Origin of the sequence: Pseudoalteromonas sp. S1650, from assembly GCF_005887195.1 — a bacterium.
GTDB lineage: Bacteria > Pseudomonadota > Gammaproteobacteria > Enterobacterales > Alteromonadaceae > Pseudoalteromonas > Pseudoalteromonas simplex.
In genome coordinates, this window is the sequence record NZ_PNDF01000034.1 from 60,067 (window position 1) to 82,122 (window position 22,056).

General features: G+C 40.9%; 19 protein-coding genes and 1 tRNA gene. 13 read left to right on the top strand and 7 right to left on the bottom strand.

Annotation, left to right across the window (positions count from 1 at the left end):
- Positions 1–202 precede the first annotated feature (202 nt).
- Positions 203–3,088 carry a M16 family metallopeptidase gene (locus tag CWB80_RS11990; protein ID WP_138599619.1) on the top strand — a complete coding sequence of 962 codons (2,886 nt, stop codon included), beginning with the start codon at positions 203–205 and terminating at the stop codon, positions 3,086–3,088.
- Positions 3,089–3,123: 35 nt separating this feature from the next.
- Here CWB80_RS11990 and CWB80_RS11995 read toward each other — a convergent pair whose 3' ends face one another.
- Positions 3,124–4,065: a sensor domain-containing diguanylate cyclase gene (locus tag CWB80_RS11995; protein WP_138599620.1), complete on the bottom strand. Its 942-nt coding sequence runs from the start codon at positions 4,063–4,065 to the stop codon at positions 3,124–3,126.
- 130 nt (positions 4,066–4,195) lie between these two features.
- Complete coding sequence (locus tag CWB80_RS12000) at positions 4,196–4,774, bottom strand: TetR/AcrR family transcriptional regulator (RefSeq protein WP_138599621.1); 579 nt, start codon at positions 4,772–4,774, stop codon at positions 4,196–4,198.
- A 149-nt stretch (positions 4,775–4,923) separates the two neighbouring features.
- On the opposite strand from CWB80_RS12000, the gene CWB80_RS12005 reads away from it, so the two are divergent.
- The 3 genes from CWB80_RS12005 to CWB80_RS12015 are packed head-to-tail and all read left to right on the top strand — an operon-like array spanning position 4,924 to position 6,900.
- Positions 4,924–5,823, top strand: coding sequence for a haloalkane dehalogenase (locus tag CWB80_RS12005; protein ID WP_138599622.1), 900 nt, complete (start codon positions 4,924–4,926; stop codon positions 5,821–5,823).
- 8 nt (positions 5,824–5,831) lie between these two features.
- Positions 5,832–6,431 (top strand): NAD(P)H-dependent oxidoreductase, encoded by a 600-nt coding sequence (locus CWB80_RS12010; RefSeq protein WP_054551218.1) that lies wholly within the window; start codon positions 5,832–5,834, stop codon positions 6,429–6,431.
- Positions 6,432–6,459: 28 nt separating this feature from the next.
- Positions 6,460–6,900, top strand: coding sequence for a PaaI family thioesterase (locus CWB80_RS12015; protein WP_054551219.1), 441 nt, complete (start codon positions 6,460–6,462; stop codon positions 6,898–6,900).
- Positions 6,901–7,059: 159 nt separating this feature from the next.
- On the opposite strand, the gene CWB80_RS12020 is transcribed toward CWB80_RS12015, so the two are convergent.
- Both CWB80_RS12020 and CWB80_RS12025 read right to left on the bottom strand, forming a co-directional pair.
- Positions 7,060–7,377, bottom strand: coding sequence for a helix-turn-helix transcriptional regulator (locus CWB80_RS12020; protein WP_054551220.1), 318 nt, complete (start codon positions 7,375–7,377; stop codon positions 7,060–7,062).
- A 3-nt stretch (positions 7,378–7,380) separates the two neighbouring features.
- Positions 7,381–7,782 carry a hypothetical protein gene (locus CWB80_RS12025; protein ID WP_171041522.1) on the bottom strand — a complete coding sequence of 134 codons (402 nt, stop codon included), beginning with the start codon at positions 7,780–7,782 and terminating at the stop codon, positions 7,381–7,383.
- Between the two features lie 341 nt (positions 7,783–8,123).
- On the opposite strand from CWB80_RS12025, the gene cysE reads away from it, so the two are divergent.
- Positions 8,124–8,948 carry a serine O-acetyltransferase gene (gene cysE, locus CWB80_RS12030; protein WP_138599624.1) on the top strand — a complete coding sequence of 275 codons (825 nt, stop codon included), beginning with the start codon at positions 8,124–8,126 and terminating at the stop codon, positions 8,946–8,948.
- 20 nt (positions 8,949–8,968) lie between these two features.
- A complete protein-coding gene (locus CWB80_RS12035; protein WP_138599625.1) occupies positions 8,969–9,622 on the top strand; it encodes a hypothetical protein in 654 nt (217 codons plus the stop codon).
- Between the two features lie 2 nt (positions 9,623–9,624).
- Here CWB80_RS12035 and xseA read toward each other — a convergent pair whose 3' ends face one another.
- Positions 9,625–10,959, bottom strand: coding sequence for an exodeoxyribonuclease VII large subunit (gene xseA / locus CWB80_RS12040; RefSeq protein ID WP_138599626.1), 1,335 nt, complete (start codon positions 10,957–10,959; stop codon positions 9,625–9,627).
- A gap of 134 nt (positions 10,960–11,093) precedes the next feature.
- Between xseA and guaB the strand changes: the two genes are divergently transcribed.
- Together guaB and guaA are read left to right on the top strand one after the other, a co-directional pair.
- Complete coding sequence (gene guaB, locus CWB80_RS12045; RefSeq protein ID WP_054551225.1) at positions 11,094–12,563, top strand: IMP dehydrogenase; 1,470 nt, start codon at positions 11,094–11,096, stop codon at positions 12,561–12,563.
- A 100-nt stretch (positions 12,564–12,663) separates the two neighbouring features.
- Positions 12,664–14,241 (top strand): glutamine-hydrolyzing GMP synthase, encoded by a 1,578-nt coding sequence (gene guaA / locus CWB80_RS12050; protein WP_054551226.1) that lies wholly within the window; start codon positions 12,664–12,666, stop codon positions 14,239–14,241.
- A gap of 86 nt (positions 14,242–14,327) precedes the next feature.
- Here the strand turns inward: guaA and CWB80_RS12055 are convergent, their stop codons facing one another.
- The gene (locus CWB80_RS12055) at positions 14,328–15,458 is read right to left on the bottom strand and encodes an FAD-dependent oxidoreductase (RefSeq protein WP_138599627.1); all 1,131 of its coding nucleotides are present in this window, start codon (positions 15,456–15,458) and stop codon (positions 14,328–14,330) included.
- A 101-nt stretch (positions 15,459–15,559) separates the two neighbouring features.
- Here CWB80_RS12055 and CWB80_RS12060 point away from each other — a divergent pair, with 101 nt between their 5' ends.
- The 4 genes from CWB80_RS12060 to rimI all read left to right on the top strand — a co-directional run bounded on the left by CWB80_RS12060 (position 15,560) and on the right by rimI (position 17,529).
- On the top strand, positions 15,560–16,459 hold the full coding sequence (locus CWB80_RS12060; protein ID WP_138599628.1) for a LysR family transcriptional regulator: 900 nt from the start codon (positions 15,560–15,562) through the stop codon (positions 16,457–16,459).
- 189 nt (positions 16,460–16,648) lie between these two features.
- A tRNA-Trp gene (locus tag CWB80_RS12065) sits at positions 16,649–16,725 on the top strand.
- Between the two features lie 68 nt (positions 16,726–16,793).
- Positions 16,794–17,096: a hypothetical protein gene (locus CWB80_RS12070; protein ID WP_054551229.1), complete on the top strand. Its 303-nt coding sequence runs from the start codon at positions 16,794–16,796 to the stop codon at positions 17,094–17,096.
- Entirely contained in the window at positions 17,083–17,529 is a 447-nt protein-coding gene (gene rimI, locus CWB80_RS12075; protein WP_171041523.1) for a ribosomal protein S18-alanine N-acetyltransferase, read from the top strand. The genes CWB80_RS12070 and rimI overlap by 14 nt, the downstream gene beginning before the upstream one ends.
- Here rimI and CWB80_RS12080 read toward each other — a convergent pair.
- Complete coding sequence (locus CWB80_RS12080; protein WP_138599629.1) at positions 17,526–20,180, bottom strand: hybrid sensor histidine kinase/response regulator; 2,655 nt, start codon at positions 20,178–20,180, stop codon at positions 17,526–17,528. The two genes, rimI and CWB80_RS12080, sit on opposite strands and share 4 nt — an antisense overlap.
- A gap of 251 nt (positions 20,181–20,431) precedes the next feature.
- Here CWB80_RS12080 and prfC point away from each other — a divergent pair, with 251 nt between their 5' ends.
- Positions 20,432–22,015, top strand: a complete 1,584-nt coding sequence (gene prfC / locus CWB80_RS12085) for a peptide chain release factor 3 (protein ID WP_054551232.1) — start codon at positions 20,432–20,434, stop codon at positions 22,013–22,015.
- Positions 22,016–22,056 lie beyond the last annotated feature (41 nt).

Genomic DNA, 22,056 nt, shown 5'->3' on the forward strand with positions numbered 1-22,056 from the left:
CAGCCATTTAGACGTCTAGATAGATTTTTTTCATGAAAGTTTTTCAATGACTATGAATTTTACTCAAGTTTAAAGCTGAGCGTTTCGCAAAATTGACACACCTGTTTACATAAATTATTGCGCTGACCCTCATATTTTCTGGCGCTTTGATGCATAATCAAGCAGCAATGATTATGAGAAAAATAACTAACAAGGGAACATTATGAAATTTAGATTATTAGCAACCAGTGTTGCTGTAACACTGGCGCTGAGTGGCTGCGCAAGTAACTCACAGTCAACTATGGTTAAAGAAGTCGAAATTGAGCAGCGAGTCAGCCAAGATGATAACCGTGTATTTAGCCAAGATTACCTATTAGAAGAGCTTGAAAACGGCCTTCGCGTGATGGTCGTTAAAACGGATTACCCAGATGTTGTGTCACTGCAAATTCCGGTATCGGTTGGTTCACGTAATGAAGTTGAAGCAGGTAAAACCGGTTTTGCACACTTCTTTGAGCATATGATGTTTAAAGGCTCTGAAAAATTCCCGCAAGATGTGTATTCAGATATTTTAAAGAACTCGGGTGTTGATAATCGCGCGTATACGACCAACGATTACACGAACTATCACTTAAACTTCTCAAAAGAGCACTTAGATAAAGTACTTGAAATCGAAGCTGATATTTTCCAAAACCTGACATACAGCGAAGAGCAGTTCCGCACCGAAGCGCTGACTGTAAAAGGTGAGTATTTAAAGAATAATGCTAGCCCAATTCGTAAGTTACTTTCTGCAGTTCGTAACGAAGCATTCGAAAAGCATACGTATAAGCACACTACAATGGGCTTTTTCGAAGACATTGAAGCAATGCCTGATCAAATGGCGTACGGTAAAGAGTTTTTCGCTAAATTTTATAAACCAGAATATGTATCTTTAGTCATTGTTGGTGATGTTGATCCACAAGAAACCATGGCGATGGTGAAAAAGCATTGGGGTAACTGGAAAAAAGGCGATTACCAAGCAGACATTCCTGTTGAGCCAAAGCAAAAAACAGCAAAATATGTACATGAGAAAAATGATGGTTTACCAGGCCACTGGTTGCTTGTGTCATACAAAGGCACGGCATGGGATCCTACTCAAAAGGACCGTGCCGCTCTTGATTTGATCTCACAGCTTTATTTCTCTAATAATTCGGCACTTTATCAAGAACTTGTTGTTGATAAACAAATTGCCAGCCAAATGTTTACCTATAACCCAGATACTAAAGATCCAGGTTTATTACATGTTTTTGTAAAAGTAGAGAACGAAGCGGACCTTGCTAAAGCCCGTGATGCGATTAACCGTACCTATGCACAAGCGCGTACTGAGTTAGTAGATGCGCAAAAGTTAGCTGATTTAAAATCAAACCTAAAATATAGCTTTATTAATGGTCTTGATTCATCGCAGTCAATCGCTTCAACACTTGCAAGCTACATGCACTTTGAGCGCGACCCAGAGGTGATTAACCAACTTTATGCCACGGCTGATAGCATCACGCCTGAGGATATCAAAACGGTAGCAAACAAGTACTTTGTTGATTCAAGCCGTACCACGGTGACAATGTCGGCGCTTGATAAAGTGGCTGGTTTTGAGCAAGAAGTTGATTTAAATGCGGCAGTTGCCAGTATTGAGCAAGCCCCAACAGAGCGTCACTTTAAAGTACTTGATAAAACAAATAGCTCACCATTGGTTGATGTGAACTGGTTATTCAATACCGGTGCAGCGGCTGATCCCCAAGGCAAAAAAGGCTTAGCGGCATTAACAGCTGCAATGCTAGCGCAAGGTGGCTCAGAAACGATGAGCTACAAAGATATTCAAAAAGCGCTATATCCACTAGCGGGAAGCTTTGGCTATCAAATCGATAAAGAGATGATTTCTTTACGTGGTCGTGTACATAAAGATAATGCTGCGCAGTGGTATGCACTTGTTAGCGACCAGATGCTAAACCCTGGCTTCAGAGAAGATGATTTTAAACGCCTGAAAAAAGAGCTTATTGATAGCATTAAAGCAGGCCTTAAAGCATCAAATGACGAAGAGCTAGGTAAAGAAGTGCTTTATCATCAACTTTATAAAGGCCACCCGTATGAAAGCTATAACTATGGTGATTTATCAGACCTTGAAGCACTGACGCTTGACGATGTAAAAGCATTTTATGCTAATCAGTTTACCCAATCTAAGTTAACAGTGGGTCTAATTGGTGCTATTCCGAGTGATGTTAAATCGACTATGCTGAAAGATTTAGCATCGCTTCCACAAGGTAAAGAAAGCCGCTTAACGATCCCTGATGCGCCAGAACTTAAAGGTCATCATGCAACGATTGTTGCAAAATCAGCGCAATCTACCGCTGTGTCATTTGGTTTCCCAATCGATACAATTCGTAGCAGTGATGACTGGACTGCGCTTTGGTTAGTGCGCTCTTACTTTGGCGAACACCGCAGCTCAAACAGCTTCTTGTATCAGCGTATTCGTCAAACCCGTGGTATGAACTATGGTGACTATGCATACATTGAGTACTTCCCGCGTGGTATGTTCCAAACTAAACCTGATGCTAACTTAGGTCGTTCAGAGCAAATTTTCCAAGTGTGGTTACGTCCGCTTCGTTCTAATAACGATGCGCACTTTGCAACGCGTACGGCATTATTTGAGCTTGATAAGCTGATTAAAAATGGCATCAGCAAAGAAGATTTTGAAGCGACTCGTAACTTCTTAATTAACTTTGTGCCACAAATGGTTGCAAGCCAAGACCGCCAATTAGGCTATGCCCTTGATAGTGAGTTCTATAACACAGAGAGCTTTGTTGACTATGTGCGTGGCAAGCTTGAAAAGCTAACCCTTGATGATGTTAACCGCGTTATTCGCGATAACCTGCAAACAGAGAATATCCACTATGTGTTTATTACTGGTGATGGCAAAGACATGCAAAAACGCTTAGCTTCAGAGCAAACATCACCAATGGTGTATAACGCTGAAAAACCAGCAGAACTTGTTGCTGAAGATAAAGTCATTGCAGACTATAAGCTCGCAATACCAGCAAAAAATATTAAAGTACTTGATGTCGAAAAAGTATTTCAGTAATAACTGGATAAACAAGCTCTAATCAATGCCCCTAATTAGGGGCATTTTTCTAGGTTTAATGGCTCGATGTTATCAGCAACCACAAGTTGATTTCGCCCTGCTTCTTTTGCTTGATAAAGCGCGCAATCAGCCATTTCAATGAGTAACATGGCATCACTATCGCTACTAGGGTAAATAGTAGCTAAACCAATACTAACCGTTAATGGATGACCTGTAAGTTCAGTTAATTGTAATTTACTGATCATATCTATTAAGCGTGTTACTAGACTTTGTGCTTGCTTACTTTGTGTATTGCCAAGCACCAGTACAAACTCTTCACCACCGTATCTGGCGCACAAGTCGCCGGGCCTGCGAGTAAATTCAGGCAGTAGTTTTGCAACTTCTTTTAGACAGCTATCACCAACTAAGTGACCAAATTTATCATTTAGCATTTTAAAATTATCAAGGTCAATCATAGCTAACGAAACAGGTAAATTTAATCTCGAGCAACGACTCCATTCTTGTAAAATAAAACTATCAAAAAATCGTCTATTAGCTATTTGTGTTAGGCCATCAATTCTAGCAAGTTGTTGGACTTGTTGTTCAGCAAGCTTTCTTTCGGTGATATTTAAGTGACTTATAACGATAAAACGCTGATTATCATAAAAAAGAGAAGCTGCTCGCATTAAAAACCAGCGCTTTTCCATGTCGCTATGGCATGGATATTCAAGATAGAACTCTTCGCACTGATGGTTAATTACTTGTTTTATTCCATTAAACGCTTTTGCTCCAAACTCATCGTTTTGGCAAGCCGCTGACCTACAAATTGCGAGGTAATTTTGTTGTTGCCATTGCTCATTGCACGCACAGTTATTTTGTTCGCCAAATGTTTGCCAGCTGCGATTTACAAATTTGATATCGCCTTCGGCGTTGATGACAACAATATGCTCAGGGAGAGTATCGAGTATTAACCTTAAAAATTCCTTTGACTCAAGCACACCAATTCCTGCTTTACACTTTTCTAAAGAGTAGCAATAAATTATTAGATTGCATGGTTAAAAGTAAAAAAGAGTGTGATTGAATAAATTTTACAGATGATAACTTACGAAGATTTATATGTAGTTTAATTTATTCATGCTCATCAGTAAGTAAGTTAAGTATAACTTCAGTCATTATTTTTGAAATTGAATCAATACGTTCGGGCATAGCTTGTGCAGTGATAGAGTAACCTTCTACAAATGGGATAAATATAGATACAGCTCTAGAAACGTTTGAGTCTGAGTGAGAAATAGGTCGCAATTTATCAGCTAAGATCAATGCCATTTCTTCGTAGTAAAATTTTATATGTTGATTGATAACTTCATTTCGTGTCGATATAGCCCAATACTCCCTAAATATTCTGCACATTTGGGTTAATTTCAAACCATGACTTAGAAAGCTCTCTAGCAGCGAATGGAACTCATTGCTTGGGTTCTCTAGGTTGCTTATTGGATCCATTTGTCTCATATCGTCAAGACATGATTTGAAATAGCGATCTGCCATCGCCTTTAAAAGCTCATCTTTATTTTTGAAATAATATTGAACATTGCTCAAAGTCATACCAGCTTCGTTGGCAACTTTTCTCATTGTCACGCCATAATCACCTTCGTGTCTAAGAATATGCAAAGCCGTATCTATTATTAAATCTGTTTTGGCATTTTTCTTCATTAAAATCTCAAAGTATTTCTGCTTAGTAATCAAACCTTATCATTTTACGAGTACTCAACAGTTAAATTCAATGTTGACATTGTAGGTCATCTGACCTAAATTTTAAATAGGTCGCTTGACCTAATTGTTTTTATTGTTGAGGAATAGGCATGATAAATAGTAAACGCACACCACAAAGTAGCTTTGATAATATTAAAGATTATCCTTTTAAAGCTAATTACTTTAGTGACTTGAATGGATATGAAGGCTTGAGGGGTCACTACCTTGATGAAGGTAATCCTGACTCTGAAGAAATTTTTTTATGTCTGCATGGTGAGCCTGCTTGGAGTTACCTTTACAGAAAAATGATCCCTGAATTTGTTAACGTCGGAGGCAGGGTGATAGCCCCAGATCTTTTTGGCTTTGGTAAGTCAGATAAACCAATTGATGAGAATGTTTATACGTTTGAGTTTCATCGTAACTACTTAATCGAACTTATTAAGAGGTTAGATTTAAATAATATTACTTTGGTTTGCCAAGATTGGGGAGGGCTTTTGGGTCTTACATTGCCTCAAGATATGCCAGAGCGTTTTAAAAGATTAATCATCATGAATACAGGGTTGCTGGTTGAGCCTGTGAGCAGTCCTGAATTCTTAAAATGGCATGACGATATCGTTCTGCCAAATGAATTAAATCTCGCTAGTTTTTTCAAAAAGTATGCGCCAACAATTGACAGCGATGAAGCGAGTGCATATGCATCTCCATATCCAGATGCAAGTTATCAAGCTGGCGTCAAAAAGTTCCCTAAAATTGTTGCTGCGCCAGATCCTCAGTGCGTAAAAATTTCAACTCGAGCATTTCAATTTTGGAAAAGTGAGTGGCAAGGCGAATCATTCATGGCAATAGGTATGAAAGACAAAATGTTAGGACCTACAGTTATGAATTTTATGCAAAGCGTAATCAAAAATTGCCCTGAACCTCTAGAAATAAATAATGCAGGGCATTTTGTGCAGGAATTTGGAGACACCGTTGCTGTTGCAGCACTTAAACATTTTAAATTAATAAAGTAAGGATCTTTATGAAAATCTTACACTTAGTATTTCACCCCGATCTCAACGCATCACGAGTCAATAATACTTGGAAGAAGCAATTAGAGCAGTCAGGTAAAGTAGCAACAAGTAGAGATATGTATTTGGAATATCCTGACTTTAAAATCGATATCGAAAAAGAACAAGCGTTGTTGTTGTCTCATGACAGAATCGTGATTCAATTTCCTATCTATTGGTGGTCAATGACTCCTCTTCTTAAGAAGTGGCTTGATGATGTTTTACAATATCAATTTGCATACGGAAGCAAAGGAGACAAGCTTAAAGGCAAAGACTTACAAATAATTTGCTCTGCTGGAGGACAAGCAAAAAATTACAATGGCTTTCATATGTTCGCTACTGTACCTGAGGTTTTAAAACCATTTCAGCTTACAGCCAACTTAGCCAAAATGAATTATTCTCAGCCATTGTACATGTTTAATGCAGATGCTTGTGGTGAAGACGAGGTTGTTAAGTATGGGCAAAAATGGGTAGAGGTCATTGATGACCCTCGGCGCGCCGATGGGCTTGAATACGCAAACGCAAAAATACATGAAGAACTAATAGATGTATATGCGCAACTAGGCCTTTAAAATCTTAAAGAAGTAGGGGAGTGGTTAGTTGAAAACGCTAGATTTTTTATCTGAACATATCGGTATTTCTTTCCAGCAAAGCGATAGCTATGGCGATTGGCTAGGTTTTGAAATTGATTCAGTCAAAAAGGAAGAAAATAAAGTTATTACATCATTATTAATTAGACGTGATCATGTCTCACCAACAGGGGCTGTTCATGGTGGTGTTGTCTCTGGGTTTCTCGATTCAAGCTTAGGCTGTGCGATGGTAACGATTATGGATAAAGGCCAAATGTGCAGTACTGTTGAGCTTAACGTAAAGTTTTTTAAACCGCTTTCTCCAGGTGATAAAATTATTGCAGAGTCAGAAGTGATCCATAAGGGAAGAACCTTATGTACGGTTATTGCTAATGTTTATAAATCAGATGCGCCTGATATACCTGTTGCGTTAGCTACTGCAACCTTTAATCGCTATCAATTAAAGCAGTAACATAAATACAGCCCAGCCGTGATGTAGCTGGGCTCTATATTGACCTATTATCAACTAAAGTAGTGAGCTAACTTTAACAGCTAGCGCAAAGAGTATGGTTGTTATTACAAAGCCGATAAGTGTAGTGTGGCCGCGTTGTTCTTTGGTCATCTTTCACTCCTAAAAAATAACTAATACTGTTGCCATACCAAGGGCAAAACTGACAAACGAAGAAGCTGCTACGATTGCAGCGAGATTTTGCTTACTCACTGCATGTGTTGTGCTTTGTTCTGGTGCTTCGTCATCGAGCTTAATAAGCTCACCTTGGCGCACTTCAAATACTGCGCATAGGCTCATGGTGGTTTCTTTTGATGCCGCACCTTCTTTTTCAACTCGTTGAATGGTACGTAGGCTTACATCACAGGCATCGGCCAATTGCTGCTGCGTCCAATCGAATTTAAGTCTAAGTGCTTTTATTGTATTAGGGTTCAGCTGCATTACTTACTTCCCAAGAAATGGTTCAATAAAAGTAACAACTGCATAACCCGATATTGCGCCACCAATAAAACAGCCTAAGGTAACCAAAGCTACTTGTTTTGGATTATCAGTAAGTGAGGTTTGGGTACTTCGTTTAACTAACTTGCCAGCTTTGTAAAACGAACATTCAAGCTTGCCGGTAAGTATATTTTGCATCTCGAATTTGACTGCATAAGTATTACCTTGGTAGCTAAAGTCATGATGACTTTTAAAACCGAAGCTGCGTTTTTCACTTACCAATTCGTCGTTTACATATACTTTTTCTTTACCGCTCATGATGTGACCAAAGCATGCGATTTGGTTGTCACCATCTTGAAAGTAAAATTTATAACCTAGCTTGTGTGAGCTTAGTACGTCGTTTTTCATCATCGTTTCCTTGTTAAGTTGATGATGTAAATTTAATGATTATTTTTGTTTTTTACGCCGTCAGCGATATGTCAATGCCTATTTTGGCATATGACAGATAAGATGTCATATCTGTTTTGTTATTGAAAAATAAGCACTTTAGCTGGGTTTTTCTTGCGGCGTACGAGTTTGCTACTGTCATATGTGGTTGGCTAAAAAGCACAGCAAAAAGAGTAAAAATAGGTGTAGTTACTCTGGTTATTAGATATAACCAGAACAAATAAACAACGGGTTAGTACATCTTGCTACAAATCCGTTAAACTTAAAGCTTAGCAGTTAGGTACAACCAGAAAGGCAATATTATGCGTCATGAAATTTGGCAAAAGCTTCGAGAAGAAGCAAACGAAGTCGTTTCCCGTGAACCGCTTTTAGCAAGTCACGTTTATTCGTGTGTGTTAAATCATGAATGCCTAGGTTCGGCGCTGAGTTTTATTGTCGCTAATAAACTTGCTGATGCAGTAGTATCGGCGTTTACAATCCGCGAATTATTTGACCAAGCCTTTGTTAAATGTGACCTAATGCTGACGCATGTGGCTCATGACATAAAAGCAGTTAAAGATCGTGACCCTGCGGCCGATAGTTACTTAACTGTTATTTTGAACCTTAAAGGCTTCCATGCAATACAAGCACACCGACTCGCAAATTGTTTATGGCAACAAAACCGAAAAGAGCTTGCTCGCTTCATTCAGAGCAGAACCTCAGAAGTATTTGGCGTTGACATCCATCCTGCTTGTAAAGTTGGTCATGGTATTATGTTTGACCATGCAACTGGGATTGTAATTGGTGAAACAGCAGTTATTGAAGATAACGTATCGATTCTACAATCTGTAACCTTAGGTGGTACGGGTAATGAGCAAGGTGACCGCCATCCAAAAATTCGCGCCGGTGTATTGATTGGTGCGGGTGCAAAAGTACTGGGTAATATCGAAGTAGGAGAGGGGGCACGTATTGGTGCAAACTCTGTCGTGTTAAGTGCAGTTCCAGCGCACACTACTGTGGTTGGGGTACCTGCTAAAGTGGTTGGCAAACCGAGCTGTCCCTGTCCTGCCGAAAGCATGAACCAAAACTTTTTAGATGATAGTACCACTACCGCTAGTAATGCCTCCCACACCAGTGCTATGTTGTAGTTTTACACTATAAAAGAGCAATGGAATTGTCTAAATTATCCTTCGGATTAACTGTAACAGCGTCATTTATTTGTGGCGCTGTCGCTATGTTACTTTTTCAATCAGACCCACAACAGCCACACACTTATCAGCAACAATTTGTTGAAGAACACATAGCTCAAGCACCAGAGCAGCAAGCCACTGCTATAGCGCCTGTTATTAATAAACAAGTCGCTGAAGTTAATTCAGATAGTTCAGCAGCTGTTAGCAAAACTGAGCTTGAGCAGCAAGTAGCAGAGCTTAAGTTGCAAGTCGAAAACCAACAAGCGGTGATTGCCAGTTACCGTTCAAGTGCGATACCTCCACAGCAAATCGACTCACACCTAGATGAACTTTATACCTTGTTAGAAGAGCAATCTCGGGATGAGACGTGGGCCTACCAAGTTGAAACAGCCATGAGCGATTTTTTAATCATGGCAGACTTACCAGTGCAACCACAGCTGAGTGTCTCTACATGCAAAAGCTCGGTGTGTCAGTTTAAGCTATTGCAACCTGAGGGGAGTGATGACTTGCCAAGTCATTATTGGCGTAACATGACCGATAAGATGATGGAACAAAGCTGGTGGAAGCAATTTAAATTTACCTCCACCACCTCAAGTGACGATAGTCTAACCATTATTGCAAGCACGGAGTAATTTTATACAACTTTTGATTGCAGTTGACCATCAGCAAGCTCGGTAGTTATAAGCTCACCAGAGCTTACATCGTTAACTGATTTTACAACGCCACCGTGCTGATTTTTAGTAATGCTGTAACCACGCGCTAACACACTAAGCGGACTCACAGAATCTAAACGGTTCGCTTGTAAAGAAAGCTGGTTTCGAGAACTTGAAAGTTGCTGTTGCATCGCCTGTGTAAGCCTTGCATGTAATTGCGCCAGTTGATGCTCGCTTTTCGCTAACTGCTTTTCGGGTGAGCGTTGCATTAAGCGTGGTGTTAAGTTAGCAAGTACTCGCTCATATCGCTGGATTTTACTACTCATCGCGCCATGTAAGGCCAAACTAAGCTCATCTAACTTTTGCGCTTGTTGATTGAGTTGATTACGCGGATGGCATAGCTGCAAGCGATGCTCAAATTGAGTGGCAGTACTGCGTTTTACAGCTAAAGCGTGTTTAAAGGCATGATTTAAGTGCCTAACTAACTGCGTAACTTTGTTATATAGCTCTTCGGTATTTGGACTAACTAGCTCTGCGGCTGCAGAAGGGGTTGCGGCGCGAATATCGGCAACATAATCACTAATTGTGGTATCGACCTCGTGACCAACGGCGCTAACAATAGGTAAGCGACTTTCAAAAATAGCGCGAGCTAATTGCTCATGGTTAAAACACCACAAATCTTCGAGTGAGCCACCACCGCGACCTAATATAAGCACATCTACTTCGTTGCGTTGATTGGCGATGTTTATTTTTTCTATTAATTGACTGTGTGCATCTGCACCTTGCACCATCGCTGGGTAAATCACGACTTCAAGCTGCGGAGCACGGCGTTTAAGTACCGTTAGAATATCGCGTATAGCCGCACCTGTGGCTGAGGTGATCACCCCAACGCGATTAATATTGGTTGGTAATGGTTTTTTGTGGGCTGAGCTAAATAGGCCTTCGGCAGCTAAACGCATTTTAAGCGCATCGAATTCTTGTTTTAATAAGCCTTCGCCAGCAGGAGCCATATGCTCAACAATCAGCTGATAATCACCTCGAGGTTCATATAAAGATACGCGGGCACGCACGGTTACTTGTGCACCATTGCTCGGGCGAAACGTTTGGCCGCGATTATTGCCGCGCCACATTGCTGCTTTTACCTGTGCTCGGTCGTCTTTTAACGTAAAGTACCAGTGTCCAGATGCAGGGGCTATAAAGTTAGAAATTTCACCATTTAAGATAAGCGATGAAAAGCCTTGTTCTAAAACATGGCGAATTTCCTTATTTAGGCGCGAGACCGTGTAAACAGGCTGTGTTGATTGCGTAAAAGCCATTAAAAACCCCAGTAAAAAATTCTCTGCGTACTTTAACACAAATAAATGAATAATTTTATTTACTCATGCTCATAACGCTGATAAAATTTGGCCGCAATTCCTTATACTCAGATCCACATGTGAGAAGTTGCACTATGCTAAGAATCGCTAAAGAAGCTCTTACCTTTGACGACGTACTTTTAGTACCAGGTCATTCTACTGTTTTGCCACACACGGCAAATATTTCAACTCGCTTAACGCGTGGTATCAATCTTAACTTGCCGCTAGTTTCAGCATCTATGGATACTGTAACAGAAGCACGCTTAGCGATTGCTCTAGCGCAAGAGGGCGGTTTAGGTTTCATCCACAAAAACATGACAATCGAAGAGCAAGCTAAAAACGTTCGTAAAGTTAAAACTTACGAAGCGGGCATTGTTTCTTTCCCTGTTACTGTGACTGCGGATCTTACAATTGCGGATGCTATCGCGCTTTCAGAAGACAAAGGTTTTTCAGGTTTCCCTGTAACCGACGCTGACAATAACCTTGTTGGTATTGTAACAAGCCGTGATATGCGTTTTGAAACGAAACTTGAGCAACCTGTTTCTACAGTAATGACGAAAAAAGAATCGTTAGTGACTGTTAAAGAAGGTGCAGACCGTGATGAAATCTTAGGTCTAATGCACGAGCACCGTATCGAAAAAATTCTCGTAGTTGATGATGCATTTAAACTAAAAGGCATGATCACTGTAAAAGATTATCAAAAAGCACAAGACAAGCCGCATGCATGTAAAGACGAGCAAGGTCGTCTACGTGTAGGTGCCGCTGTTGGTGTTGGCGCAGGTACTGATGAGCGTATCGCAGCCCTAGTTGAAGCAGGTGTTGACGTATTACTTATCGATACATCACATGGCCATTCACAAGGTGTTATCGACCGTGTTGCACAAACACGTCAAGCATACCCAGACCTACAAATCGTAGCAGGTAACGTTGCAACAGCTGAAGGCGCGATTGCTCTTGCTGATGCGGGTGTTGATGCTGTTAAAGTTGGTATCGGCCCTGGTTCTATCTGTACTACTCGTATCGTAACAGGGTGTGGTGTTCCACAAATTACTGCTATTTCTGACGCAGTTGAAGGTTTAAAAGGCCGTGATATTCCTGTTATTGCTGACGGTGGTATTCGTTTCTCTGGTGACATCGTAAAAGCACTTGTTGCCGGTGCATCATGTGTAATGGTGGGTTCAATGTTAGCCGGTACTGAAGAAGCACCGGGTGAAGTTGAGCTATACCAAGGTCGTTACTACAAATCATACCGTGGTATGGGTAGCCTTGGTGCGATGGACCAAAAAGAAGGTTCATCAGACCGTTACTTCCAAAAATCGAACGAAGCAGACAAACTTGTTCCTGAAGGTATCGAAGGCCGTGTTGCTTATAAAGGTCCTATCGCGACAATCATTCACCAACAAGTGGGTGGTCTACGCAGTGCAATGGGCTTAACAGGCTGTGCAACAATTGAAGAGTTAAATACTAAACCTCAATTTGTTCGCGTTACTTCAGCGGGTATGGGTGAGTCACACGTTCACGACGTGCAAATCACTAAAGAAGCGCCAAACTACCGCTTAGGTTAATTACCTTAAGGTATTGAAATTACATGGGCTAGCATCTGCTAGCCCTAATTTATTGATCATCTCCCTTTGGGAGAGCAGTTCCTGACTAACGAGATACTCCATGAGCAAAGACATTCACGATTCACGAATTCTCATTTTAGATTTTGGTTCGCAATACACACAGTTAATCGCACGTCGTATACGTGAGATTGGTGTTTACTGTGAGCTATGGGCATGGGATGTAACTGAAGAGCAAATCCGCGAATTTAATCCACAAGGTATTATTTTGTCGGGTGGCCCTGAGTCTACAACACTTGAAAACAGCCCACGTGCTCCTGAGTATGTATTTAACGCAGGCGTTCCAGTACTTGGTATCTGTTACGGCATGCAAACAATGGCAACGCAACTAGGTGGTAGCGTACACAGCTCTGATAAGAAAGAGTTTGGTTATGCACAAGTTGAAAAAGTAGGTAACTGTGCGTTATTCGATGCTATCGAAGACCACATTACTGACGGCGGTGCAGGCGTACTTGACGTTTGGATGAGCCATGGCGATAAAGTGATGGAAGTGCCAGAGACTTTCAAAACAACGGCTAAAACTTCAACATGTCCACATGCTGCAATGTCATGGGAAGAAAAACGTTTTTACGGCGTACAGTTCCACCCAGAAGTAACTCATACTCACCAAGGTTTACGTTTACTTGAGCGCTTCGCGATTGATATCTGTGGCTGTGAAAAGCTATGGACACCAGCAAAAATAATCGACGATGCGATTGAGCGTATCAAGGAAACTGTAGGTGATGACGAAGTTATCTTAGGCTTATCAGGTGGTGTTGATTCATCTGTTGTTGCCATGCTTATTCACCGTGCAATCGGCGACAAGCTAACGTGTGTATTCGTTGATAACGGTCTTCTTCGTTTAAACGAAGGTCAGCAAGTTATGGATATGTTCGGCAACAAGTTTGGCCTAAACATTGTTAAAGTAGATGCTGAAGATCAATTCTTAGCAGACTTAGCAGGTAAGTCAGACCCAGAAGATAAGCGTAAAGCGATTGGTCATACCTTCATTAAAGTATTCGATGAGCAAGCTAAAAAGCTGAAAAGCGCTAAATGGTTAGGTCAAGGTACTATCTACCCAGACGTAATCGAATCTGCTGCATCAGCAACAGGTAAAGCACACGTAATCAAGTCTCACCACAACGTAGGTGGTTTACCAGACGATATGGAAATGGGTCTTGTTGAGCCGTTACGTGAGCTATTCAAAGATGAAGTACGCAAAATTGGTCTTGAGCTTGGCCTACCATACGACATGCTTTACCGTCACCCATTCCCGGGTCCTGGTTTAGGTGTTCGTGTACTTGGTGAAATCAAGAAAGAGTACTGTGACTTACTACGTCGCGCAGATGCTATCTTCATTGAAGAGCTACACAAAGCTGAGCTTTACCACAAAGTAAGTCAAGCCTTCACGGTATTCTTACCAGTTAAATCGGTAGGTGTAATGGGTGATGCGCGTAAATACGACTGGGTTGTATCACTACGTTGTGTAGAAACAATCGACTTTATGACGGCACGTTGGTCACATTTACCTTATGAGTTCTTAGGTGTGGTTTCTAACCGTATCATCAACGAAATCGATGGTATCTCACGTGTTGTTTACGATATTTCAGGTAAGCCACCGGCAACAATCGAGTGGGAATAATCCACTGTAAGCTAGTCACTTGTACTGAATATTTATAAAGACACAAAAGCCCGCTTTTTTGAAGCGGGCTTTTGTTATTTAGACGGTTAGCATTTGGTGTGAGTTAAGTCTAGTCCTTGCATATAGAGTTGACTGAGTTGATCTGCGGATATACTTGGTGCATCTGTGGTTGAATGAGGTGATTGTTGAAAGATATGCTGAGCTATCAGTCTACCAGTGTTTTGGGCGCTGGAGGTTTTATGAATACGAGTTTCATATAGCTTTTTCAAAATAACATTGAGGCTACATCCTGTCTTAAATAATTGAGCTAGGTGCCAAACATCTTCAAGCGCTTGGCTAGCACCTTGCCCCGATGTGGGTAAGGAAGCATGTGCAGCATCTCCAATAATAATGAGATTCTCCTTGTGCCAATAGGGGAGTGGGTCAATATCATGTACAAATATGCGTTTTAAACTGCGTGGGTTATAGTTATTAAGTACCTGCTGAACTGTTTTAGGCCAATCCTGAAAACGCTCATGCATCTCTTCAAACCACTGCTTTATTGGTCTTGTATTATCAAGGTCACTAGGCCATGCCGCAGCCCAGTAACAACATTGATTTGCAACGGGTACTATACCAAAACGCTCATTATTATCTCTAAAATCATGAATTGTCTGCTCAAAAGGATTCAGATCAATTTCACAGGTGCCTATTATATTTATGAAGCCGTGGTATTTAGTTGGTATAGGTACTTTATACATATACTCTCGTGCTTTCGAATTCATTCGTCCATCGCAGCCCACCACAAGATCAAACTTATCTTTTAATTGCGCAATGTCTTGAGTATTGATGGTTTGATTGAAGTGAATAGTGGCATCCAGTTTCTCTAGTCGCTCAGCGAGTATCTTTATTAAGTCACGACGTAATATGCTAATAGTTGGAAAGCCACACAGAGAGTTTAGTGTTTGAATGTTAAACTCACCCCGTTGAGTGCCTTGTTTATCGTACTGCCGCATAGCAACTGGCAGACCACCATATTGGGTGAAATCATCTAATAGACCCAATTGTTTAAGCACAAAGGTCGCATTAGGCCATAACGTAACACCGGCACCGATTGTAGAAAAGCTATTGTTTCTTTCGAATAATGTGACCTTGATGCCTTGTTTTCTTGCAAATATCGCTAAAGCAAGGCCTGCAATTCCCGCACCTATAATGGCTATATGTTTAACTGAACTCATTTAAATATCCTAGTTGCTAAGAAAAAAATGATTGTTACTGATCTACTAAATAGGATAAATATGGTAATTTTGGTTTGTAAATCCCATTTGATGAGATAGTTTTGATAAGCAATATTGAATTACAGTGGCTTCTAAGCTTCCAAAAAGTATATGAACAATTAAGTATTAAGCGGGCCGCTGAGCTAAGCCAAATTCCAAAATCAAATGTGAGTCGTCATGTTGCACTTTTAGAACAAGCGTTGAATGTAAGATTATTGGAACGTACGACACGAAAAATGGTTGCAACAGAAGCGGGGGAACTTCTTTACCAGAACTTAACTCCGTTGCTTGTTGCGATGGGGGATGTTTTACAAGAAAGCTATCAAAGTAATGATTTAGTTTCCGGCCACTTAAAAGTCATTACGCCTGATTTGCCGTTTTTGGCGGACGCTATAGCTGAGTTTTGTCATAAATACCCTAACATTCAGTTAAGTTGTGATACTCAGCTTAATCCCGAAGAGGGGCTATTAGAAGGATTTGATATAGTAATACGTTTTGGGCGAGGCCCAGTGGAGGATTCTGGATGGGTTGCAAAAGAGCTCGTTCGTTGGCCAAGTTGTGTCGTAGCTTCTCCTAGTTTACTAGATAAACATCCTAAACCAAACTCAATGACTGAACTCGTTAAGCTTCCCTGTATTACAAGCCTATCAGTTCTACAAGGCATGCCATGGAAATTCAAACGAGCTGGCACGGTTAACGTTTCATCTCGTTATAAAGTAAATAGTGGACATATGGCAAAGTCAGCTGCCCTTAAAGGGTTAGGTTTTGCGATACTCCCTTATGACGCGTGCGGACAAGAGTTAGAGGAAGGACTGTTAATAAAAATAGATTCCCTAGCTGATGAGCCTGAAGATTTAGTTTTGTACGCTTTTTATTCTGGGCGTCGATATCCGTTCAAAAAAGTAAAAGCATTTCTTGAGTACCTGCAACTTGTGATTCAGCAACATTACCTTTCAGCATAGTGAAGCTATTTAAATTATTATAACTGTGTTTGGCTCTTTTAATTATCCGCAGATAACTTGGGTATGTTTAAAAAAAGCTTTGATAGCTTGCTAATTCGTCGTTTTGTTTATTTAAGAAGCAGTTAAACTAAAAACTGTGTTTTTTTACTTTACCTTTGAAAAAAGCTCTATATAATTCGACGACATTGCAGGGGCGTAGTTCCAATTGGTAGAACAGCGGTCTCCAAAACCGACGGTTGGGAGTTCGAATCTCTCCGCCCCTGCCATTTCTTCCTTCTTTACTTTAATCGCAAATCTTCCTATATTACTTGCTCTTAATCATGATTGAGTTGTTATGAATCCAAGTTACGCTGCGATATTCTCTGTACAATCTTTAGAGTTAAATCAACACTATCGAACTGCGCCTGATACTTCTGGCGAACAGATACCAAACACTCAACAAGAAACACTGACGCTACCGTTACAGTTTCACCAAGACCTCGAAAAAGCATTTGCGCCTTTAGTTATTACCCAAATCGTTAAAGCAACGAGTATTAGCTGGCAAGAGGGCTGCTTAGGCTTACCAAGCGATAAGCTGAATGGCGAACAGAAAAAACAACTTTGGTCTTTAATCGGTGAACAACTTGATAAGCTTTAAACCTTTAGATGCAACCTATATTAGCCAGTTAATGGCTATCGAAAACGCCTGCCATAGTCATCCGTGGACAGAGAAAACCATGCTGTCGTGTTTAGCTGGCCGTTATTTTAACCTAGCCGCTTTTCAAGGTGATGAGATGCTAGGTTTTTATATTGGTGAACAAGCAGGCCCAGATTACACTTTAATGGATATTTGTGTTGCGCCGAAGTACCAAGGGCAGGGCATTGCTAAGCAGTTGTTAAATGCCTTTATTGAGCACGGCGAGCAGCACCAAGCTGAAAACCTATTCTTAGAAGTGCGTGAGTCGAATGCTCCTGCTATTGGCCTGTATGAAAGCGCTGGCTTTTCACATATGTCGGTACGCAAGAACTACTATCCAACCGCGACAGGCAACGAAGACGCTATTTTAATGGGCATGAGCTTTAGCCTTTAAGATGCTTCTTCAAGGGCATTGATAAGCGCATCGTAGCATTGCTCCACCTGTTCAGTTTGATTACTGCGTAGCGCATTTTCAAGCTGACTCGCAGTCTTGTGAATAGCTTCAAAGCTAAAACACCCCGCACTGCCTTTTAAGCTGTGTGCTAATGAACGTAGCGCTTCCCATTCTTTAGCACGATACAACTGCACGACTTGGCTTAAATAATCAGGTAGTTTTGAGCGATAGTTGTCGTTAATTTGTTGGAACTTCTCACTTTTCAGTAAGTTTTCCCACTTGTTTTGACTGTCTTTTTCGATATGTAAGTAGCTTACAAGTACTTGCTCTAGGGCATCTTTGTCGATTGGTTTGGCGAGTGCTTCATCACAGCCCGCTTCAATATAGGTATCAACATCAGTCTTCATTACATTGGCCGTAAGCGCAATAATAGGGCCGTCATAGGCTGCGTGACGTAGCATTTGCGTTGCTTCTAAGCCGCCCATGACTGGCATCTGCATATCCATGATGATCAGCTGATAATCATTAACTAATGCCATTTCTACTGCTTCTGCACCGTTTTTCGCGATGTCAGGCTCAAGTCCCCAGGTTTGTAACAATAGTTTGATCAGCAACTGGTTATCTGGGTTATCTTCGGCCACTAGTATATTGGCATCAAAGCTATTCGCTGCGAATGAAAGCTGAACGTCTTTACTTGGTGAGAGTTGCTCGTAGCTATGAATAAACGCCTCTGCTTGTAACTGCTCAGCGTTTAAATGAGCAGCAACTTGTATGGTAAAACAACTGCCGTTTCCAGGTTCACTAATAAGCTGTACATCACCGCCTAGCAACTGGGCTAAGTTCTTTGAAATACACAAACCAAGACCTGTACCGCCAAAGCGGCGAGTTGTCGTCGCATCGGCTTGTTCAAACGGTTTGAATACCCTTTCAACCTCACGCTCTGACATACCAATACCTGTGTCTTGAATCGCAAACTCTAAATGTTGTTTATTGCTGTTGTAGCTAATATCAATCGAGATGCTGCCTTTCTCAGTGAACTTAACTGCGTTGCTGGCAATATTGATCAAGATTTGTTTTAAACGTGTGGTATCGCTATTAATGGTTTTGGGTACTGGTAGTTGGTAGTTAATATTAAATGTAAGTTGTTTTTCATTAGCCAGAGGGCGAATAATTGAATCAATATCATGTATAAGCTGCACTACATTACATGGTCCGCGTTCAACGGCGAGTTTTTCAGCTTCTATTTTTGATAAATCAAGAATGTTGTTAATAAGCTCAAGCAAGTGCTTAGAGTTACGTAAAATAGTGCTTAAATGCTGTTCATCATTTACCGCATCTTTGTTGTGCAGAAGTTGCTCTGTAAAGCCCATAATTGCGGTAAGTGGAGTACGAATTTCATGACTCATATTCGCTAAAAAGCGGCTTTTAAGTTGGTTTGCTTGTTCAGCTTGCGCAATGGCTACTTCTAGCTTGCTGTTCATTGCTTCGAGTGCTTTCGTTCTGCTCTCTACTTTTTCTTCTAGGTGATGTTTATATTCTTCAAGCTCGTCTTGGTAATGACGAATTTGGTTCACCATGTGATTAAAATCGTTGAAAAGCACGCCTACTTCATCGTTTGTGTGGGCTGGCAAGTACACAGATAAATCACCATCACCAACCCGATGACTTGCCGCACCTAATAGTTCAACTGGGGTCAGCAGTAAGTTGCGTACTACAATGTAGATAAGAATAGGCAGCGAAATCACAGAAATAATAACTATAAGTGCTGTGATTAAACTAATGGCTTTACCTGACTGGTAGAGTAAATCTTTAGGGGTGGTTGAGATCAAATAATCGCCATCAGTCATTTCAACTGCGTAAATTATGCGTTCTTCTTTATCAATACTTGAAAGTTCGATATTGGCAAGTTTGCCGTAGTTAGCGAGTTGTTTAATTTGCTCAAGCTCATATTCACTTAAATAATTGCCGCGTAAGTCATAGTCGGAGCTAAATAAAATCTGCCCCTTAGTCGTTAAAAATAAATTTAGCGTGTTATTAAATGGTGCTTCTAGAATACTAGCATTCAATATTGATGGTTCTACATGCACAACAATAAACCCCAGTTGCTGCGGCTGTTTTAAGTAGTAATCAATATTATAAATGGGGTGCACAAAGTAGAGGCTAGTAGAGCCATCTTCTTTGGGGATCATGAATTGTTGCTGGCGTAAATTCGATTGTAGCACTTGCTCAAAAAACGGGTAACTTTTAGGTGCTGGAGTTAATTGACTTGAATAAAATGCATCGCTTTTACCGTCTGGGGCAACATAATTAATGCTAACAATATCTGGGTAAGCTTCTGAATAGCTTGCAAATACATTCATCAACTCGCCAAGACGTTCAATGTATTGGTTTTTTGAGTCAGGTTCGCGGGCTAAAAAGTCTGCTAATACAGGAGAGGTTGAGAGTAGCTTAGTAATCGAGTGAAATGAGTCAATGTAATTAAAGATTTTTTGTTGCTGTTGCTCAACAAAGCGACTGACAATAAGTTCAGCTTGTTTTTTTGTTGAATTGGTCACATTTGTTAATGTAAAGCCACCTAAAAACAACAAAGGTAAGATCACTAATGGTGTGATATACCACAATAATCGAATACTGAGCTTACTGGTTTTCATGACCTAAATTGACATCCCTCCGTGCAATTTATCAATAGTATGCGTTACAACTTGATTACACAAGCCTAGCAAAAAAGTGAACAACGAAAATACCCAACTAAAAGGGAGTAATTACTCGCAATCGCTGCTTTTTTGGCTAAGACAAACAAGGTATAATGCTCGGCAATTCTATTTTATTTTTACAGTGCGCACCGAGCTTTATAATTTATAAGGCAGTTAAGTGCGCTTTGTTATGACTAAAAGCAGCTTACATGTCTAATTTAACTACCGAAATTAATAAACGACGCACCTTTGCGATCATCTCGCACCCGGATGCGGGTAAAACCACGATTACAGAAAAAGTTCTGTTATTCGGACAAGCGATTCAAAAAGCGGGTACCGTAAAGGGTCGTGGCTCAAACCAGCACGCAAAATCAGACTGGATGGAAATGGAAAAAGAACGTGGTATCTCGGTAACTACGTCTGTTATGCAATTTCCTTACAATGAGCGTCTAGTTAACTTACTTGATACTCCGGGACACGAAGACTTCTCTGAAGATACTTATCGTACACTGACTGCGGTTGACTCATGCCTAATGGTCATCGACGCAGCGAAAGGTGTTGAGGATCGTACTCGTAAATTAATGGAAGTAACACGCTTACGTACCACACCTATCGTAACTTTCATGAATAAGTGTGACCGTGATATTCGTGATCCAATGGAGTTATTAGACGAAGTTGAAACTGAGCTAAACATTGCCTGTGCGCCGGTAACTTGGCCGATTGGTTGTGGTAAAGAGTTTAAAGGTGTGTATCACATCCACCGTGAAGAAACGATTTTGTATAGCACAGGTCAAGGCCACACAATTCAAGAAGTTCGCGTTATCAAAGGTTTAGATAATCCTGAGCTTGATACTGCGATTGGTAGCGAACTTGCTGAGCAGCTTCGTGAAGAGCTAGAGTTAGTAATTGGTGCATCACACGAGTTTGATTTAGATCTGTTCTTAGCGGGCGAACTATCACCAGTCTACTTTGGTACAGCACTTGGTAACTTTGGTGTTGACCATGTTCTTGATGGCTTAACTGAGTGGGCTCCTGCGCCATTACCACGCGAAACAGAAGACCGCCAAGTTGCTGCAACAGAAGATAACTTCTCTGGCTTCGTATTTAAAATCCAAGCGAACATGGACCCTAAACACCGTGACCGTATCGCCTTTATGCGTATTGTATCTGGCAAATATAGCCAAGGTATGAAGATGAACCATGTGCGTATTGGTAAGCAAGTGAGTATTTCTGATGCGGTAACCTTTATGGCTGGTGATCGTGAGCGAGCGCAAGATGCTTACGCAGGTGACATCATTGGTTTACATAACCACGGTACAATTCAAATTGGTGATACCTTCACGCAAGGTGAGAAAATGAAGTTTGGTGGTATTCCTAACTTCGCGCCAGAATTATTCCGTCGTATTCGCTTAAAAGATCCATTAAAACAAAAGCAATTATTAAAAGGCTTAGTTCAGCTATCTGAAGAAGGTGCTGTGCAAGTATTTAGACCGCTTATCAATAACGACCTAATCGTTGGTGCGGTCGGTGTACTACAGTTTGACGTAGTTGTTGCGCGCTTAAAAGCAGAATACAACGTTGATGCGATTTACGAAGGTGTGAGTGTTAACACTGCACGTTGGGTAAGCTCAGACGATACCAAAAAGCTTGAAGAGTTTAAGCGTAAGTGCGAAAGCAACTTAGCGCTTGATGGTGGCGATAACCTTACTTATATCGCGCCAAGCCGTGTAAACCTAAACTTGTCGATGGAACGCTATCCAGACATCAAGTTTAACCACACGCGCGAAAACTAATACGCTAAGTCTGCTTCAAATTTAAGTGCCCGTACAGCGGG

Coding starts and splice junctions, on each gene's coding strand:
- CWB80_RS11990 (WP_138599619.1), top strand. CDS start 203: ATGAAATTTAGATTATTAGCAACCAGTGTTGCTGTAACACTGGCGCTG.
- CWB80_RS12000 (WP_138599621.1), bottom strand. CDS start 4,774: ATGAAGAAAAATGCCAAAACAGATTTAATAATAGATACGGCTTTGCAT.
- CWB80_RS12005 (WP_138599622.1), top strand. CDS start 4,924: ATGATAAATAGTAAACGCACACCACAAAGTAGCTTTGATAATATTAAA.
- CWB80_RS12010 (WP_054551218.1), top strand. CDS start 5,832: ATGAAAATCTTACACTTAGTATTTCACCCCGATCTCAACGCATCACGA.
- CWB80_RS12020 (WP_054551220.1), bottom strand. CDS start 7,377: ATGCAGCTGAACCCTAATACAATAAAAGCACTTAGACTTAAATTCGAT.
- CWB80_RS12025 (WP_171041522.1), bottom strand. CDS start 7,782: ATGAAAAACGACGTACTAAGCTCACACAAGCTAGGTTATAAATTTTAC.
- cysE (WP_138599624.1), top strand. CDS start 8,124: ATGCGTCATGAAATTTGGCAAAAGCTTCGAGAAGAAGCAAACGAAGTC.
- CWB80_RS12035 (WP_138599625.1), top strand. CDS start 8,969: ATGGAATTGTCTAAATTATCCTTCGGATTAACTGTAACAGCGTCATTT.
- xseA (WP_138599626.1), bottom strand. CDS start 10,959: ATGGCTTTTACGCAATCAACACAGCCTGTTTACACGGTCTCGCGCCTA.
- guaB (WP_054551225.1), top strand. CDS start 11,094: ATGCTAAGAATCGCTAAAGAAGCTCTTACCTTTGACGACGTACTTTTA.
- guaA (WP_054551226.1), top strand. CDS start 12,664: ATGAGCAAAGACATTCACGATTCACGAATTCTCATTTTAGATTTTGGT.
- CWB80_RS12055 (WP_138599627.1), bottom strand. CDS start 15,458: ATGAGTTCAGTTAAACATATAGCCATTATAGGTGCGGGAATTGCAGGC.
- CWB80_RS12070 (WP_054551229.1), top strand. CDS start 16,794: ATGAATCCAAGTTACGCTGCGATATTCTCTGTACAATCTTTAGAGTTA.
- CWB80_RS12080 (WP_138599629.1), bottom strand. CDS start 20,180: ATGAAAACCAGTAAGCTCAGTATTCGATTATTGTGGTATATCACACCA.
- prfC (WP_054551232.1), top strand. CDS start 20,432: ATGTCTAATTTAACTACCGAAATTAATAAACGACGCACCTTTGCGATC.